The organism is Pseudomonas sp. ARP3, from assembly GCF_001029595.1.
In the GTDB taxonomy this organism is placed as follows: Bacteria; Pseudomonadota; Gammaproteobacteria; order Pseudomonadales; family Pseudomonadaceae; genus Aquipseudomonas; species Aquipseudomonas rhodesiae.
Genome location: NZ_LEKF01000015.1, coordinates 21,507 through 37,918 on the forward strand (window position 1 = coordinate 21,507; position 16,412 = coordinate 37,918).

14 protein-coding genes are annotated in these 16,412 nt (G+C 61.8%); 8 read left to right on the forward strand and 6 right to left on the reverse strand.

The features are described 5' to 3' along the window. Positions 1 to 36 precede the first annotated feature (36 nt). A complete protein-coding gene (locus tag ABX75_RS17465) occupies positions 37 to 1,434 on the reverse strand; it encodes an MFS transporter (RefSeq protein WP_047882340.1) in 1,398 nt (465 codons plus the stop codon). 790 nt (positions 1,435 to 2,224) lie between these two features. On the opposite strand from ABX75_RS17465, the gene proP reads away from it, so the two are divergent. The 3 genes from proP (at position 2,225) to ABX75_RS17480 (ending at position 6,928) form a co-directional block, all read left to right on the forward strand. Continuing rightward, on the forward strand, positions 2,225 to 3,727 hold the full coding sequence (proP, locus tag ABX75_RS17470) for a glycine betaine/L-proline transporter ProP (RefSeq protein WP_034098154.1): 1,503 nt from the start codon (positions 2,225 to 2,227) through the stop codon (positions 3,725 to 3,727). A 51-nt stretch (positions 3,728 to 3,778) separates the two neighbouring features. Beyond that, the gene (locus ABX75_RS17475) at positions 3,779 to 4,285 is read left to right on the forward strand and encodes a GAF domain-containing protein (protein ID WP_034098156.1); all 507 of its coding nucleotides are present in this window, start codon (positions 3,779 to 3,781) and stop codon (positions 4,283 to 4,285) included. 90 nt (positions 4,286 to 4,375) lie between these two features. Continuing rightward, entirely contained in the window at positions 4,376 to 6,928 is a 2,553-nt protein-coding gene (locus ABX75_RS17480; RefSeq protein WP_047882341.1) for an EAL domain-containing protein, read from the forward strand. A gap of 9 nt (positions 6,929 to 6,937) precedes the next feature. Here ABX75_RS17480 and ABX75_RS17485 read toward each other — a convergent pair whose 3' ends face one another. After that, the gene (locus ABX75_RS17485) at positions 6,938 to 7,759 is read right to left on the reverse strand and encodes a helix-turn-helix domain-containing protein (protein ID WP_034098160.1); all 822 of its coding nucleotides are present in this window, start codon (positions 7,757 to 7,759) and stop codon (positions 6,938 to 6,940) included. A gap of 101 nt (positions 7,760 to 7,860) precedes the next feature. Between ABX75_RS17485 and ABX75_RS17490 the strand changes: the two genes are divergently transcribed. Continuing rightward, entirely contained in the window at positions 7,861 to 9,072 is a 1,212-nt protein-coding gene (locus tag ABX75_RS17490) for an MFS transporter (protein WP_034098162.1), read from the forward strand. A gap of 106 nt (positions 9,073 to 9,178) precedes the next feature. Continuing rightward, the gene (locus ABX75_RS17495) at positions 9,179 to 10,339 is read left to right on the forward strand and encodes a GGDEF domain-containing protein (RefSeq protein WP_034098163.1); all 1,161 of its coding nucleotides are present in this window, start codon (positions 9,179 to 9,181) and stop codon (positions 10,337 to 10,339) included. A 59-nt stretch (positions 10,340 to 10,398) separates the two neighbouring features. On the opposite strand, the gene ABX75_RS17500 is transcribed toward ABX75_RS17495, so the two are convergent. Continuing rightward, positions 10,399 to 10,713: a DUF2834 domain-containing protein gene (locus ABX75_RS17500; protein ID WP_034113880.1), complete on the reverse strand. Its 315-nt coding sequence runs from the start codon at positions 10,711 to 10,713 to the stop codon at positions 10,399 to 10,401. An 83-nt stretch (positions 10,714 to 10,796) separates the two neighbouring features. Here ABX75_RS17500 and ABX75_RS17505 point away from each other — a divergent pair, with 83 nt between their 5' ends. Then, complete coding sequence (locus tag ABX75_RS17505; protein ID WP_047882342.1) at positions 10,797 to 11,585, forward strand: helix-turn-helix domain-containing protein; 789 nt, start codon at positions 10,797 to 10,799, stop codon at positions 11,583 to 11,585. Positions 11,586 to 11,639: 54 nt separating this feature from the next. Continuing rightward, positions 11,640 to 13,349: an amidase gene (locus ABX75_RS17510; RefSeq protein WP_034098168.1), complete on the forward strand. Its 1,710-nt coding sequence runs from the start codon at positions 11,640 to 11,642 to the stop codon at positions 13,347 to 13,349. Positions 13,350 to 13,378: 29 nt separating this feature from the next. Here the strand turns inward: ABX75_RS17510 and ABX75_RS17515 are convergent, their stop codons facing one another. Both ABX75_RS17515 and ABX75_RS29735 read right to left on the reverse strand, forming a co-directional pair. Continuing rightward, a complete protein-coding gene (locus ABX75_RS17515; protein WP_047882343.1) occupies positions 13,379 to 14,116 on the reverse strand; it encodes a CPBP family intramembrane glutamic endopeptidase in 738 nt (245 codons plus the stop codon). Further along, positions 14,113 to 14,346: a DUF6434 domain-containing protein gene (locus tag ABX75_RS29735; protein ID WP_047882344.1), complete on the reverse strand. Its 234-nt coding sequence runs from the start codon at positions 14,344 to 14,346 to the stop codon at positions 14,113 to 14,115. The genes ABX75_RS17515 and ABX75_RS29735 overlap by 4 nt, the downstream gene beginning before the upstream one ends. Positions 14,347 to 14,589: 243 nt before the next feature. Between ABX75_RS29735 and ABX75_RS17525 the strand changes: the two genes are divergently transcribed. Further along, the gene (locus tag ABX75_RS17525) at positions 14,590 to 15,021 is read left to right on the forward strand and encodes a nuclear transport factor 2 family protein (protein ID WP_034113885.1); all 432 of its coding nucleotides are present in this window, start codon (positions 14,590 to 14,592) and stop codon (positions 15,019 to 15,021) included. A gap of 24 nt (positions 15,022 to 15,045) precedes the next feature. Here the strand turns inward: ABX75_RS17525 and ABX75_RS17530 are convergent, their stop codons facing one another. Continuing rightward, positions 15,046 to 16,371 (reverse strand): PLP-dependent aminotransferase family protein, encoded by a 1,326-nt coding sequence (locus tag ABX75_RS17530; protein ID WP_047882345.1) that lies wholly within the window; start codon positions 16,369 to 16,371, stop codon positions 15,046 to 15,048. Positions 16,372 to 16,412 lie beyond the last annotated feature (41 nt).

Consider the following 16,412-nt stretch of genomic DNA (forward strand, 5'->3'; position numbering starts at 1 on the left):
ACTGCCGGAGCGGTCCGATCGCTCCGGCAGGTTCACTTACAGGTCAGTGATTTCCTTGTGGCGCGGCACCAGCGCTTTCATCACGCTCCAAGCGGTGAGGTAAGCCAGGGCGCAGATCGCGAACATGATCATGTAGCCGGTGTGGATGTCATTGATGGACTTGTAATAGTCGAACACCCAGCCGCCGATCTTGGTCATCACCACCCCACCCAGCCCACCGGCCATGCCGCCGATACCGACCACGGAGGCCACGGTCTTTTGCGGGAACATGTCGGAAACCGTGGTGAAGATATTGCACGACCATGCCTGGTGCGCCGAGGCGCCCACGCCGATCAACAGCACCGGCACCCAGAAGCTGATATAGCCCAAAGGCTGCGCCAGCAACACCACCAGCGGGAACAGTGCGATCACCAGCATGGCCTTCATGCGGCCGTCATAAGGCGCGTCGCCACGGGCCATAAAGTAGCTGGGGAACCAGCCGCCGCCGATGCTGCCGACCATGGTCATGCTGTACAGCACGGCCAGGGGCATCACGATATCGGCGCCTTTCATGCCGTATTGCGCCGCCAGGTAGGTGGGCAGCCAGAACAGGAAGAACCACCACACGCCGTCGGTCATGAACTTGCCGAAGGCAAAGGCCCAGGTCTGGCGGTAGGTGAGCAACCTGAACCACGAGACTTTTTTGCCAGTGGCCGGTGCAGTGGCGAACGGCTGCACGGTCTGGTCGCTACGGATGTAACCCAACTCCTCGGCCGAAAGGCGCTTCTGATCCTCAGGCTTTTTGTACAGCCCGACCCAGACCGCCACCCACACGAAACCGAGCATACCGATCACCATGAATGTCGCTTCCCAGCCCCACAAACCGGCGATCAGCGGCACGCAGATCGGCGCCAGGATCGCACCGACGTTGGCACCGGAGTTGAAGATACCAGTGGCTAGGGAGCGTTCTTTCTTGGGGAAGTATTCGGCAGTGGCTTTGATCGCAATCGGGAAATTACCCGCCTCGCCAATGGCCAGTACCGCGCGGGACAGCATAAAACCGGCGATCGACACCGGGATCACTGCCAGGCCGATAGCACCGCTGATAGCGGCGATGCCCTCGCCCATCGGCACGGAAAACGCATGCATGATCGCGCCGGTGGACCAGATGCCGATGGCAATCACGTAAGCGGCCTTTGTGCCGATCTTATCGACGAAGCGCCCGGCGAAGAGCATCGAAATCGCGTACACGAACTGGAACACGGCGGCGATGTTGGCGTAATCGGTATTGCTCCAGCCGAACTGCGTCGACAACTGCGGGGCCAGAAGGCTCAGCACCTGGCGATCGAGGTAGTTGACGGTGGTGGCGAAAAACAACATCGCGCAGATGGTCCAACGATAGTTGCCGACGGCCTGGCCGACACGATGGGCGTTGATGGGCTCGCTTAGATTCATGGCATCACTTTTTATTTTTGTTAGATAGGACATATGTAACGTCATATGTCGTCGTACAACTGCGACTTTTATATCGGGCCGTGTGGATGCTGTCAACGTGGTTTTGCGGGTAGAGGAGTCGGTCTCGCGCAGGCAAAGTCATATGATGACGAGGCTGATAATCACCGTTTCAACCTGTTTAGGCGATTCTCAGGGTTGCGGACGCCTTGGGCATCGCCAGCGGGAGAAACGCGGTGTGCTGTCGAGGGTCTGCTGCGCAGCCCAGCGCAGGGCAAGCCTGCTCACCACAACGTTATGTGTCAGCCTCTGCGCCTCTGATATGCCCTTATCCGAGCATCGGTATCCACACATCCTCGGTGAAACATAACCTGAGAAAATGCGATTTTTGTGGTGAGCGGGCTTGCCCCGCTCTGGGCTGCGAAGCGGCCCCAAAACCAAGCCCCTCGGTGTGCCCGATAAAACCACAGAGTCTGAAGTGGGGCCGCTTCGCAGCCCAGCGCAGGGCAAGCCTGCTCACCACAAATGAGTGTGGCGTGTATATGACCCCCTGCTGCATAGCGCCGCGGGGTTCAACAGGGTCGCCGAAGATCGCGAATAATCCCTGCACACTGTTACGGCCTGACTCGCAGCGGGGCATTCGGTGCCTGCTGCTGAGGGGTAAGGCCGCCGACCTCATCCATAAAAAAACCCAAATAGCGGTGAATTATTTCGCATGCACTTGTATCTGAATTGACAGAGCGGTGCTGTCGCAGTGATAGCACCTCCCCTGTTCTGTTTTAGAGTGATCCGCATGAAATCACGTAAGAAAAGCGTCAATCCCATCGGATTGAATGACATCACCATTGTCGATGACACCAAGATGCGCAAGGCGATCACCGCCGCTGCACTGGGTAACGCCATGGAATGGTTCGACTTTGGCGTCTACGGGTTTGTCGCCTATGTGCTGGGCAAGGTGTTTTTCCCGGACGCTTCGCCCAGTGTGCAAATGATTGCCGCACTGGCTACCTTCTCGGTGCCGTTCCTGATCCGTCCTTTGGGTGGCCTGTTCTTCGGCGCCCTGGGGGACAAATACGGACGACAGAAGGTGCTGGCGGCGACCATCGTGATCATGTCGCTGAGTACCTTCGCCATCGGTCTGATCCCCGGCTACGCCACCATCGGTATCTGGGCGCCGATCCTGTTGCTGCTGTGCAAAATGGCCCAAGGTTTCTCGGTAGGCGGTGAATACACCGGCGCGTCGATCTTTGTTGCCGAGTATGCGCCGGACCGCAAGCGCGGCTTTCTCGGCAGTTGGCTGGACTTCGGTTCCATCGCCGGTTTCGTGCTCGGCGCGGGTGTGGTGGTGCTGATTTCCAGCATCCTCGGCGAAGAACAGTTTGAATCCTGGGGCTGGCGCCTGCCGTTCTTCCTCGCCCTGCCCCTGGGCATCATCGGCCTTTACCTGCGCCACGCGCTGGAAGAAACCCCGGCGTTCCAGCAACACATGGACACCCTCGAACAAGGCGACCGCGAAGGTCTGTCCCACGGCCCGAAAGTGTCGTTCAAGGAAGTCGCCACCAAGCATTGGCGCAGCCTGTTGACCTGCATCGGCATTGTGGCGGCCACCAACGTGACGTACTACATGCTGCTCACCTACATGCCGAGCTACCTGTCCCACAACCTGCACTACAAAGAAAACAGCGGTGTATTGATCATCATCGCAATCATGGTCGGCATGCTGTTCGTGCAACCGTTCATCGGTTTTGTCAGTGACAAAATCGGCCGCAAGCCGTTCATCATTGCCGGCAGCGTAGGTTTGCTGTTGCTGGCCATTCCAGCCTTTATGCTGATCACCAGCGGCAAGATCGGGCTGATCTTCGCCGGCCTGCTGATCCTGGCCGTTGTGCTGAACTTCTTTATCGGCGTGATGGCGTCGACATTGCCGGCGATGTTCCCTACGCACCTGCGCTATAGCGCTCTAGCCAGCGCCTTTAACGTCTCGGTGCTGATCGCCGGCTTGACCCCGACCGCCGTCGCCTGGCTGGTGGAAACCACCAATGACCTGTACATGCCCGCCTACTACTTGATGGCGTTTGCAGTGGTCGGCCTGATCACCGGGGTGACCATGAAAGAGACCGCTAACCGCCCCCTGCGCGGCGCGGCACCGGCGGCCTCGGACATGGAAGAAGCCAAGGAGCTGCTGCAAGAACACCATGACAATATCGAGCAGAAGATCGAAGATATCGACGCCGAGATCGCCGAACTAGAAGCCAAGCGCGAAAACCTGGTGCAACAGCATCCTCGTATCAACTAAGACCTGTCCGCGCGCGGTGGCCCCAGCCACCGCGCCTTTGGAGTGTTCAGCATGCTTTCCAGCGTCACCGCACCACTGTCATTGCTCAGCCCAGAAGAACGCGCCGCCATCGCCGAAATCGAAGCCACTACCAGCATCCTGCAACTCGTCACCCGCCTGACCGGCATGCGCTTTGCCGGCATCGCCAAATTCACCGACCTGGAATGGGTCGTGTGCTCGGTGCATGACCCTTTCGACATGGGCATCCACCCGGACGACGTGCTCGATCTGGAAACCACCCTGTGCAGCGAGTTCTGCATCAACCCGCAGACCCTGTTCATTCCCCAGGTCAGCCAGAACGGCCGCTTCGCCGCGCGCCCGGTGGTCAAGCAGTACGCCATCGAAAGTTACGCCGGCACGCCCATCTTCCTACCCGATGGCCGCCTGTTCGGTGCGCTGTGTGCGCTGGACTCCAAGGCGATGCTGTTCGACGACCCCAACCTGGCCGAAACCCTTAGCCTGTTTGCCCGCCTGATCGGCTGCATCTTCTTCGCCAACCTGACGGCCCATGAGCGCTAGTCGAAGCTGCGCCTGAGCGGCTAAATATTTCGCCGAGGGCGCCGATAGCCTGTCATATCCATGACTTGCAGCGACGCTCTGCGGGAAATAATGCCGAATACTCTCGCCCCTATCGTCCGTACCCTGTCCACCCGCACCAGCCTGTCGCTGACCCGCACGTCACTGCTCAATTTCATGGCCTTGCTGGCCTGTGTATTCGCGGCGGCGGCTTACTCGCTGGTGTACATCGCCCACGATCTGGACCACACCGAACAGTCGGAAAGCGCTTTTTATACGCGCAAAGCCGTGCAATCGATGGAGAAGTCCCTGCGCCTGACCGTCAAGGACTATGCGTTCTGGAGCGATGCCTACAAGAACCTGCACGTCACGGTAGACACCGATTGGGCCTTCGTGCGTGAAAACGTCGGGCCGACGCTGTATCAGGACTTCGGCTTCCAGGGGCTGTTTGTGGTCGACGATGCAGACCGCACGGTGTATGCGGTGGTCGAGGGCCAGATGCAACACCTCGAACTGAGCCAATGGCTGGAGCAGCCTATGGCCCAGATTCTGGAACAGGCCCGCACCGGCGCCGATGAAGAAATCCCGGTGACGCGGTTTATAAATGTGCGTGGCACCCCAACACTGATAGCCGCTGCGGCGATTACCCCCGGCACCGACCCCACCGTGGAAAAAGACGGCCGAAAGCCTTCTGTACTGGTGTTTGTAGACCTGCTCACCGCCGACAAACTGGCCCTGATCGGCAATGAGTTCGGCATTCACAATCTGCACATCGCCACGCCTGACGACATCGGCAATGTGTTGCTGGTGCCCCTGGGTAACAACGGCGACGCCGGCAGCCTGCATTGGGAGCCGGAGCGCCCCGGCCTGCGGCTGATGGCGGTCGGTCTGCCGCTGCTGGGCCTGGCGGCGCTGCTGGTGTGTCTGATGGCCTGGGTGATTTCCCGCCGGGCCACGGCGGCGGCGCAGGCGCTGGACGCCAGCCACGCCTCGCTGCAAGACAGCCAGAATGCCTTGGCCACCAGCGAAGCGCGATTTCGCGATGTGGTGGAGGCCAGTTCCGATTGGGTCTGGGAGATCGATGGCCACTGGCGGTTCACCTACCTGTCGGAACGTTTTCAGAGCGTCACCGGCCTGGACCGTCACGCCTGGATCGGCGCGCCCATGCTCGACCTGCTTGGCTCCGAGGCCGGCGTGCTCTCGCAATGGCTGGGCAGCCCGGACCGGCATCCAGACCTCAGCGTGCAGTGTCGTTACCTAGACGCTCAGGGCCAGGAACGCATGACGCGCCTGGCCGCGCGACAAATGCCTTGCGGCGGCTTCCGTGGCACCGCCACCGACGTCACCGAAGAGGTCGAGGCCCGGCGGCGCATCGAGTTCCTGTCCCAACACGACGCCCTCACCGGGCTGGCCAACCGCACGCGGCTGCAAGCCTTCCTCAATGGCAAGCTCAAGACCCTGCCGTCGCCTGACCACCCGCTGGTAATGCTCAGCCTCGACCTGGACCGCTTCAAACCGGTCAACGACCTGCTGGGGCATGCCGCCGGCGACCGGGTGCTCAACGAAGTATCCCGGCGCCTGGCCGATTGCGTGCGCCACGGCGACTTGGTGGCCAGGGTCGGCGGTGACGAATTCGTGCTGATCCTCAGCGATGCCGGCAACCAGGACGAAGTCGAGAACCTGTGCCGGCGCCTGATTGCCTCCATCGAACAAGCCGTGCGTATCGATGAGCAGGAAGTGTTTATCAGCGCCAGCATCGGCATCGCGCTGGCGCCCAACGACGCCAAAGACGTTACCGAACTGCTGCGCTATGCAGATATCGCGCTGTACGAAGCCAAGTCCGCCGGGCGCAGTACTTGGCGCTTTTATTCCGGCGAAATGAACACGCGGATCATCGAGCGGCGCCGCCTGGAAAGCGATCTGCGGTTCGCGATCAAGCATGCAGAACTGCGTTTGCACTTCCAGCCGCGCTATCGCATCGCCGACGGGCAAATGGTCGGGGCCGAAGCCCTGGTGCGCTGGCAGCACCCGGTGCGCGGCCTGATCGCGCCGGACACGTTTATTCCGATTGCCGAAGAGTCCGGGCTGATCCTGGCGCTGAGCGACTGGGTCTTGGAAACCGCCTGCGCCTATGCTGCGCGCTGGCCCGACCTGTTGTTTGTGTCGGTCAACCTGTCGCCCACCGAGTTCCGGCGCGGCAACCTGGTGGAACGCGTGAGCCTGGCGTTGCAGGCGTCGGGGATCGACCCGGCGCGGGTCGAGCTCGAAATTACCGAGAGCGTGATGCTCGAAGATGCCGCCGTTGCGCTGGAGGTGATGCACGCCCTCAAGCAGCTCGGCGTGCGCATCGCCATGGATGATTTCGGCACCGGCTATTCGTCCCTCAGCTACCTGCGCGCGTTCCCGTTCGACGGGCTGAAGATCGACCGCAGCTTCCTCAATCGTCTGGAAGAAAGCGAGGACGATAAAGCCATTATTCAGGCCATCGTCGGCCTGGGTCGCGCGCTGTCGTTGACGGTGACCGCCGAAGGCATCGAGACCGCCGAGCACTTGGCGATGCTTAAATCGGTGGCCTGCGACGAAGGCCAGGGCTACTACCTGAGCCGCCCGCTGGATATCACTGCGTTCCATGGTTTGCTGGGCTGACCCGCCGAGCTAGGTGAAAAACTGACTCGGCGTCTTGCCGAATTGCTTTTTGAACATGCTGGTAAAGGCGCTGGGGCTTTCGTAGCCCAGCGTCAGGGCCACGTCGATAATCTTCTCGCCCAGCGCGATGCGCTCCAACGCCAACAACAGGCGCGCCTGTTGGCGCCATTGGCCGAAGGTCATGCCGGTGTCCTTGCGGAACAGACGCTGGATGGTTTTCTGGTCCAGCGCCAGGCGCGCGCTCCAGTCGGCCACGGTGGATGCATCGCCCGGATCGTGTTGCCAGGCCGCGCAGATCTGCTGGATACGCGAATCGGCCGGCTGCGGCAGCGACAGCGGCAAGGCCGGTAACAGGGCCAGTTCATCCAGAATCAGGTGCATGATGCGCGCATCCCGCGAATCCTCGGCGTACGGCGGTTTAAGGCTGACCGATGCCTTGATCAGCTCGCTCAGCAGTGGTGAGATGCTCACCGCTTTGGTCTCGCTCGGCAAATTCGGGAAGCTGCCGGGGCGCACGAATACGCTGCGCATTTTCAGCGCGCCCACACAGCGCAGGGAGTGAACGTGGCCGCTGGGCATCCAGAAACCGCGATGGGGCGGTACCGTCCACTGGTTGTGCGCCGAACGCACGACCATCACGCCCTCGGTGGCGTACAGCAGTTGGTGCTTCTCATGACTGTGGTCGGGGATCACCCAGTTTTCCGGGTAGTCGGTGGCCGAACTGATGACGGCCCAGTCGCCTTCATCGATCTCCCGCAAGAATGTATCCAGTGATTTGATCATTTCGCCCTTTTTGCGATGATTGCTGCCCCAATTTCGCGAGACAGGCATTTGCGCCGAATCTAGCATAAACACCGCGTCTAGATATGGAGCAGCGGTTCATAGCACCGCTGCCCGCTTTCACTGTTTGCTGCCTTGTATGGAATGCCTGCATGTCGACCCTGACCGCCTCACCTGCCGCCGCCTCAAGCCCACCCCAAGCCAGCCCACTGGTGTTGCGCGTTATTGGCGCGTGCGCCCTGGCGCACTTGATCAATGACCTGATCCAGGCCGTGCTGCCGTCGATCTACCCGATGCTCAAGGCCAACTATGGGCTGAGCTTTACCCAGGTGGGCATGATCACCCTCACCTTCCAACTCACCGCGTCGCTGTTGCAGCCGTGGATCGGCTACCACACCGACCGGCATCCCAAGCCATGGCTGCTACCGGCCGGCATGGTATGCACCTTGGTCGGCATCCTGCTGCTGGCGTTTGTCGGCAGCTTCCCTGCAATCCTGCTCGCCGCCGGCCTGGTAGGCGTAGGCTCATCAACCTTTCACCCGGAAACCTCGCGCGTCGCGCGCCTGGCCTCGGGCGGGCGCTACGGCCTGGCGCAATCGACCTTCCAAGTCGGCGGCAATACCGGCAGCGCATTCGGCCCGCTGCTGGCGGCCGCGATTATCATCCCCTACGGCCAGGACCATATCGCCTGGTTCGGCCTGTTTGCCGTATTCGCCATCGGTGTGCTGTATGGCTTGAGCCGCTGGTACCGCAACCACCTCAACTTGTTCAAGCTCAAGCAAGGCAGCCAGGCCACCCATGGTCTGTCCAAAGGCCGCGTGACCTTCGCTTTGGTGGTGTTGGCGGTACTGGTGTTTTCCAAGTACTTCTACATGTCCAGCCTGACCAGCTACTTCACCTTCTACCTGATCGAAAAATTCCAGCTGTCGGTGGCCAACTCCCAGTTGTACCTGTTCCTGTTCCTCGGCGCGGTGGCGGCGGGCACGTTCTTCGGCGGGCCGATCGGCGACCGCATCGGGCGTAAGAAGGTCATCTGGTTCTCGATCCTCGGCGCCGCGCCGTTCACCTTGGCCCTGCCCTACGTCGACCTGTTCTGGACCGCCGTGCTCAGCGTGGTGATCGGCTTTATCCTGGCCTCGGCGTTCTCGGCCATCGTGGTGTTCGCCCAGGAACTGGTGCCGGGCAATGTGGGCATGATCGCCGGTATCTTCTTTGGCCTGATGTTCGGCTTCAGTGGGATCGGCGCAGCCTTGCTCGGCCTGCTGGCGGATAACCACGGTATCGAATACGTCTACAAGCTGTGCTCGTTCCTGCCGCTGGTGGGGATACTCACGGTGTTGCTGCCGTCGACCAAAGGGGTCTGACCGCCGGCCATCGGATGGCGGTATGCCATTACGGTTTGTGTTCTGAAAAACCTGTGTGTGCGCTTACAATTCGCGTTTAAACGCACACCAGGCAGTTCTGCACGATATGACGCTCGACCCTCCCACGATTCTGGCACTGACCGTCGCCCTGGCGGCCGCGGCTGCGCTTTACCTGTTGATTGAATGGCGCAGTGTGCGCGAACCGTCCTTGCTGTATTGGAGCGCCGGTTTCGCCACCATCACCGTCGGCTCCACCCTGGCGCTGCTGCGCATAAACGGCTACCTGGTGATCGGCATCTGGTTCGCCAACGGTTTGCTGGTGAGCGCACATTTTCTGTTTTTGCTCGGGGTGGCGCGGTTCACCCAGGTGCGCCTTTCACCGCTTTGGGCACTGATGCTGGTGGTGTGGCTTGGCATGCTGATGCTCCCGGCCGACCTGCCGTGGTCCAAAGCCATGTTGGCGGTGCAGTCGCTGTTGGTGGCCTTGCCGACCTTGCGCGCCAGTTTCCTGCTGCGTCCCCATGGCAAATCCCTGAGTGTCGGTGCGGTGCAACTGCGCTATGTGCTGCTGATTCATGGCGCCTTCTACGTGGCCAAGGCCGTGTCGGTGGTGATCCCCGGCACGTTGATCGACCTGGCGGCGTTCAAGGGCGAAATCATCCAGGTGTCGCTGGTGGAAGGCGCCATGGCGATCATGCTGATCGCGTTGTCCATGACCGGCTCGGAACGCTACCGCCGCGAACAGCACATCGCCCGCCTCGCCGCCCGCGACCCACTCACCGCCCTCTACAACCGCCGCGCCCTCGACCTGCGCGCACCACGCCTGCTGGCCCAGGCCTCGGCGGCGCAACCGGGGGCGTTGCTGCTGATCGACATCGATCATTTCAAAGGCGTCAACGACTTGCACGGCCACACCGCCGGTGACCGGCTGTTGATAGCATTGAGCGAAATGATCCGCAGCGTCACCCCCGACGGCGCCCTCGCCGCGCGCCTGGGCGGCGATGAATTCGTCATCCTGCTCAACGCCACCAGCGCCGAGCGGGTCGTCGACCTGGGCAACCGCCTGCGCGGGCAATTCCAGCAACTGGCCGGCCAACACTTCGCCACGCCGCAACCGGTCACGCTGAGCATCGGTGCCCTGCTCTTCGAGCAACCACCGGCCAGCCTGGCGGCGTTGATCGAACAGGGGGATGCCACGCTGTATGAATCCAAGCGAGGTGGGCGTGACCGGATTCAGTTGGTGAGTGGGACGGGGGCTGGCGCTTGAAGCGCCGACTGTTGTGCTGAGCCTGTTCGCTACCGCAAGCAGCATCTGCCAGACCGGAGCTATCTGCGCGCCGGCGGAGTAAAACCCTTCACCACGAGATACAACAACGGCCCCACCGATACGAATACCGCCGTCAGCAGCCAGTACGGCAGCACCGACATCATCGGCCGCCCACGCCGACGCGTATCGCGATACATCCACACGCACGCCAGCACCGCCATCAAGTACAGGTCAATAACCACCTGCGCCGTGTCCGGGCGCGACAGCAGTTCCCGGCCAAAAGCCCATAGCGATTGCTCGGCAGTGAGCAGAATCACAAGGGTATACAGGGAAAACCCCAGCAACGCGGCGAGGGCAGTGAAAGGTTTGTGCATGGTCTGCTCCTTGATGTGATCGAGCATTACCCTAGTGATAAGGTGACGCTCCTCGCAATGACCAAGGAGGTCATGAATTGTCCATGGACACCCCGTTGACTGCCGGCGCACAGCTGCGCCAATTACGCCGCCGCGCCAAGCTAAGCCAGTTGGAACTGGCGCTGATCACCGGAGTGTCCCAGCGCCATCTCAGTTGCGTCGAAACCGGTCGCGCCAAAGCCAGCCCCGGCACTTTGCATAACCTGCTGACCGCGCTGGACGTACCGCTGGAGCAGTGCAACCGCGTGTTCCTGGCCGCCGGCTACGCACCTCGCTACAACGCCACCCCGCTTGCCGCGCCCGGCATGGCGGCGATTCGCGAAGCCGTCAGCCATGTGCTGCACGCCAACAACCCCGCGCCGGCGATCCTGTTAGGCAGTCATTGGGAGGTACTGGCCGCCAATGCAAGCACCGGAGTGTTGTTTGAACTGGTCGGGATCGCGCCCCCAGCCACTGACGGCCTGAACCTGCTGGCCACCCTGCTACAACCGGGCGGCCTGGGCGACCACTTGATCAATGCCGAAGAGATCCGCAACGTGGCTTGGCAACGCGCCAGTCGTGAAGCAATGGGTAACCCGGGGTTGGCCGCGGTGCTGGACGGTTTGCCGGCGCCGGACGTCACCGAATTGCCAGCGTCTATGCCGCCGCTGGTGTTGACGCGCATCCGTTCGCGTCGGGGCGGGTTGAACTTTCTATCGACCTTCACCACCTTCGGCATGCCCCAGGACATTACCCTCACCTCCTTACGCATCGAACACCTGATCCCCGCCGATGCGCACACTTGGGAAGTAATGCGCGGCGCCTATGCGCACTATTCCGCGCTGGTTTTGTGAAATATCTGTCCGTAGACTGCCGCCATACCTCCCATCTGAAGGCGGCGAAAAAACGTGATGCAAGTTACCGAAGTTTCCATTGCCCAACTGCGCGCGGCGCTTGAATCCGGCCAGACCACTGCCGTTGAACTGGTCAAGGCTTACCTGGCGCGGATCGATGCCTATGACGGCCCGCAAACGGCTACCGCACTTAACGCTGTGGTGGTACGCAATCCCCAGGCTCTGGAAGAGGCCCAGGCGTCCGATGCGCGCCGGGCCAAGGGCGAAACACTCGGACCGCTGGATGGCATTCCTTACACGGCCAAGGACAGTTACCTGGTCAAAGGCCTGACAGCGGCCTCCGGCAGCCCGGCGTTCGCCAAGTTAGTGGCCTATCGCGACGCGTTCACCATCGAACGCCTGCGCGCCGGGGGGGCGATCTGCCTGGGCAAGACCAATATGCCGCCGATGGCCAATGGCGGCATGCAGCGCGGTGTGTACGGCCGCGCTGAAAGCCCCTACAACGCTGACTACCTCACCGCGCCGTTCGCCTCCGGTTCGTCCAATGGCGCCGGCACCGCGACAGCAGCCAGTTTCGCCGCGTTCGGCCTGGCTGAAGAAACCTGGTCGAGCGGCCGCGGCCCGGCCTCCAACAATGGCCTGTGCGCATACACGCCTTCCCGTGGGGTGATTTCGGTGCGCGGCAACTGGCCGTTGACCCCAACCATGGACGTGGTGGTGCCGTTTGCGCGCACCATGGCTGACCTCCTGGAAGTGCTTGATGTGGTGGTCGCCGAAGACCCCGATACCCGTGGCGACCTGTGGCGCCTGCAACCCTGGGTGCCGATCCCCAGCGTCGCCTCGGTGCGCCCAGCGTCCTACGCACAATTGGCCGCCAGCCCGTCGGACCTGGCCGGCAAGCGCTTTGGCGTGCCGCGCATGTACATCAATGCCGACCCGGACGCCGGCACCAGCGAAAAACCCGGCATCGGTGGCCCGACCGGGCAGAAGATCCACACCCGTGCCAGCGTGATCGATCTATGGCAGGCCGCGCGCCAAGCCTTGGAAGCCGCCGGCGCGGAAGTGGTCGAGGTGGATTTCCCGCTGGTCTCCAACTGCGAAGGCGACCGCCCGGGCGCACCCACAGTGTTTACCCGTGGCCTGGTGTCCAAGCAGTTCCTGCACGATGAACTGTGGGAGCTTTCCGCCTGGGCCTTTGACGATTTCCTGCGGGCCAATAACGACCCGGCACTCAACCGCCTGGCGGACGTAGATGGCCCGCAGATCTTCCCCCACGACCCCGGCACCTTGCCCAACCGCGAAGACGACCTCGCCGCCGGCATGGACGAGTACGTACGCATGGCCCAGCGCGGCATCACGCCATGGAATGAAATCGCCAGCGTGCCCGACGGCCTGCGCGGCCTGGAACAAACCCGGCGCATCGACTTGGAAGACTGGATGGACAACCTCGGCCTCGACGCGGTGCTGTTCCCCACCGTGGCCGACGTTGGCCCGGCGGACGCGGATGTCAACGAAACCAGCGCCGACATCGCCTGGAGCAACGGCATCTGGGTGGCTAACGGCAACCTCGCCATCCGCCACCTGGGCGTGCCCACCGTCACCGTGCCGATGGGCGTGATGGCGGATATCGGCATGCCGGTGGGGCTGACATTTGCCGGGCGGGCGTACGATGACTCGGCGTTACTGCGCCTCGCCTCGGCCTATGAAGCAACCGGCAGCAAACGCCTGATCCCGCCGCGCACCCCACCACTGAACACACACTAACGGGTTCGATGCCTCGAACGCATTTCACGTCAGGCCACGTAGGGCACGGCAATCAGCAGGATTGCCGTGCCATGGCAGGTGGTTGCAGGCACTACCCCATAACGCATGCGCACCAGGGCACAGGCCAACCCTTCCACAAGGGTAAACAGCAGCACCGGCCATCCCAGTTGGGTCACGCTAAGGGCCAGGAAACTATGGCACGCGGCGAAGGCCACGCCGCTGATCAAGGCCGCACGAATCGGCTCGACCTGCTGCTCCAGGTGGCCCTGTAAAAAACCGCGAAACAGCACTTCCTCCAACGCGTTGGCGCCGTAAGCCAACACGATCATGCCCGGCAACCACAGCCAATAGCCTGGGATCTGTTGGGCGTCGATCCCTTGGTAGGCACGCAATGGCACGCCGATCAGACATCCCACCGCCAACCCCATCAACAACCCCGTTAAGCGGGTTCCTCGGTACCACACCACCAGTGCCCACAACTGCGGGGCCACGCGCGCAAGGCCTGCGATCAGCAGCAACGACAGCCCGCCTAACGTCGCGAGCACGACCGGGTTCGCGCTGAACGCGATCTGCATCTCGCTGCCAAGGGCCCACATGCGCAGCGGCGTCATTGCATCGCGCATCAGCACAAATGCCGCCAGCAGAATCAGGATGCGCATAGCCACCAGCGTTCTGGGGGTGAGCGCGAACCACAAGCCGAATAACAAAAGGCCTGGCGCCAGGTACGCTCCAAAGTCCAGCAGAACCACGATTGCCTGGGCGATCATCGGTTCTCAAGCGCCGACCTGTTCACATCGTGCAAACGACACCACTGATCGGCTACGTCGCCCAAGGTGCTGGGTTCGCCGTTACGAAGCCACGCCATAAAGGCCCGGTCGAACTTAAACGTCGGCCCACACTGATCACGCATAAAACGCCGAACGTTCTGGGTGCTTTTGTATTGCGCGGTGATGGGGGTGGCGCGGGTGAGAACGTCACGATGCCAGTCAATGTCCATTTTGAATCTCGGCTGAGTGATATTAAGGCGCTAGCATAACGGTGCGCGGTCCGCACAGGAAAGCACCAAGCCCTGAAAACCTTTCGACACCCACTGTTAGGACGTCACATAAATAAATCCCCTCATACATCTCTCTATTTCTCTAGATAACCCAAATTTTACTTTCCATCCCAAGCTGATTTATTGCATGGTTGTACGACGACTTAATCGTCGTCTCGCCTCCATAAGAATAAGGACCTCTCCATGCAAAACATCAAAGTGCTGATCGGCTTTCTATGTCTGTTCAGCGGCTACGTCGCCGCCGGCCCTGCCGCCGACGACCAGGATGTAGCCCAAGCCGTCGACCACCTGACCCAAGCCATGCTGCATAAAGACATCAAGCAATTGCAGGCCCTCACCGCCGAGAAGCTGACCTACGGCCACTCCAGCGGCAAGATCCAGAACAAACAGGAATTTATCGCCGACATCGAAACCGGCCGCAGCGGCTTCAAGACCCTGGAAATGCAGAAGCAGACCATCACCTTGAACGGCGATACGGCACTGGTACGCAACCACTTTCACGCCCAAGCGGTGAACAGTGGCGTTGAGGTGCCGACCGATATCGAAAACTTCCAGGTTTGGCAGAAGCAAAAAGGCCACTGGCTGCTGATCGGTCGCCAAGCGTTCAAGTTCTGACGCACCCGGTGAGCCCAGCGCGGCTCACCACGCGACGATGTTGCGCACCTTGAGCAACGCCTCGCGCAGCGCCGGCATGTCCACCGACCCCAGGGCCAGGCGCAGCGCATGGGGCACATGGGTCGAGACCGCGAACGGCTCGGCGGTGGACACCGACACGCCCTGGCGCTGCAAAGCCATTGCCACTTGATCGGCACGGGCATCTTCGGCCAGCGGTAACCACAAAAAATACGAAGACGGATGACAGGTGTAATCCAACCCCTTGAGCACCTGTGCCGCCAACGCCTGCCGCGCCTTGGCGTCCTCGCGCTTTTGCGCTTCCAACTGCGCCACAGTGCCGTCTTCGAGCCAGCCCACGGCGATGGCGCTCATGATGCCGGGCACATTCCAGGTCGTGGCCATCACCCTGCGCTCCAGCGCGCCGACCCACGCCGGCGGTGCCGCGACAAATCCAACGCGCAAACCGGTAGCGACACTCTTGGATAACCCGCCGACATATACCGTGCGCTCCGGCGCCAGGCTGGCAACCGGCGGCGGTGCGTCTTCGGCGAGAAACGCGTAGGCCGCATCCTCGATGATCATCAGATTGTGCTGGCGGGCGATGTCCACCAACCGCTCGCGCTGCGCCAGGTCCATCACCCAACCGAGTGGGTTATGCAGGGTCGGCATGCTGTACACCGCGCGCACCGGGCGGCGGCGACACAACTGTTGCAGAGCGTCCAGGTCCGGACCGTAGGCGGTGACCGGCAGGGCAAGGATTTCCAGATGCAGGGTTTCGGCCAGCACCTTGAACCCCGAGTACGTCAGCGCATCGACGGCAATCACATCGCCCGGTTTGAGCAGCGCCATCATGGTCACCGCCAGGCCATGTTGCGCACCGCTGACCACCAGCACCTGTTCGGCCGCCACCGTTAAACCGCGACTAAGCAAGTGCCGAGCGACGGCGGCGCGCTCATGTATACGGCCGGCGTGGGGCTGGTAACGCAGTAATGCTTCCAGGTCGCCGGACAGCGCCAATTGGCGCAGAGCCGTGCGCAGCAAATCAGCCTGGCCGGGCAAGGACGGATAGTTGAAATTCAGATCGAGCAGGCCCGCCGCCACGTTCATCTGCCCACTGCCCTGCCCCGGTGGCAAGGCGATTTCACGGACAAAAGTGCCCCGTCCCGTTTCGCCACTGACCAGGCCCATGGCCTCCAACTCAGTGTACACGCGGCTCGCCGTTGCCAGCGCCAAGCCATGTTCGGCGGCCAACTGACGGTGCGTAGGCAGCCGGGTTCCGGGCGCCAACGCACCTGAGCGGATGGCGTGGGCGAAGCGGTCGACCAGCAGTTTGTAACGGGCTCGCGGCATGGCGGCTGTATCCATGACAATTTTTTGATTGTCCCAATCCT

Coding starts and splice junctions, on each gene's coding strand:
- ABX75_RS29735 (WP_047882344.1), bottom strand. CDS start 14,346: ATGGACATTGACTGGCATCGTGACGTTCTCACCCGCGCCACCCCCATC.
- ABX75_RS17500 (WP_034113880.1), bottom strand. CDS start 10,713: ATGCACAAACCTTTCACTGCCCTCGCCGCGTTGCTGGGGTTTTCCCTG.
- ABX75_RS17475 (WP_034098156.1), top strand. CDS start 3,779: ATGCTTTCCAGCGTCACCGCACCACTGTCATTGCTCAGCCCAGAAGAA.
- ABX75_RS17530 (WP_047882345.1), bottom strand. CDS start 16,371: ATGCCGCGAGCCCGTTACAAACTGCTGGTCGACCGCTTCGCCCACGCC.
- ABX75_RS17465 (WP_047882340.1), bottom strand. CDS start 1,434: ATGAATCTAAGCGAGCCCATCAACGCCCATCGTGTCGGCCAGGCCGTC.
- ABX75_RS17505 (WP_047882342.1), top strand. CDS start 10,797: ATGGACACCCCGTTGACTGCCGGCGCACAGCTGCGCCAATTACGCCGC.
- ABX75_RS17490 (WP_034098162.1), top strand. CDS start 7,861: ATGTCGACCCTGACCGCCTCACCTGCCGCCGCCTCAAGCCCACCCCAA.
- ABX75_RS17485 (WP_034098160.1), bottom strand. CDS start 7,759: ATGCCTGTCTCGCGAAATTGGGGCAGCAATCATCGCAAAAAGGGCGAA.
- ABX75_RS17525 (WP_034113885.1), top strand. CDS start 14,590: ATGCAAAACATCAAAGTGCTGATCGGCTTTCTATGTCTGTTCAGCGGC.
- ABX75_RS17515 (WP_047882343.1), bottom strand. CDS start 14,116: ATGATCGCCCAGGCAATCGTGGTTCTGCTGGACTTTGGAGCGTACCTG.
- ABX75_RS17480 (WP_047882341.1), top strand. CDS start 4,376: ATGCCGAATACTCTCGCCCCTATCGTCCGTACCCTGTCCACCCGCACC.
- ABX75_RS17495 (WP_034098163.1), top strand. CDS start 9,179: ATGACGCTCGACCCTCCCACGATTCTGGCACTGACCGTCGCCCTGGCG.
- proP (WP_034098154.1), top strand. CDS start 2,225: ATGAAATCACGTAAGAAAAGCGTCAATCCCATCGGATTGAATGACATC.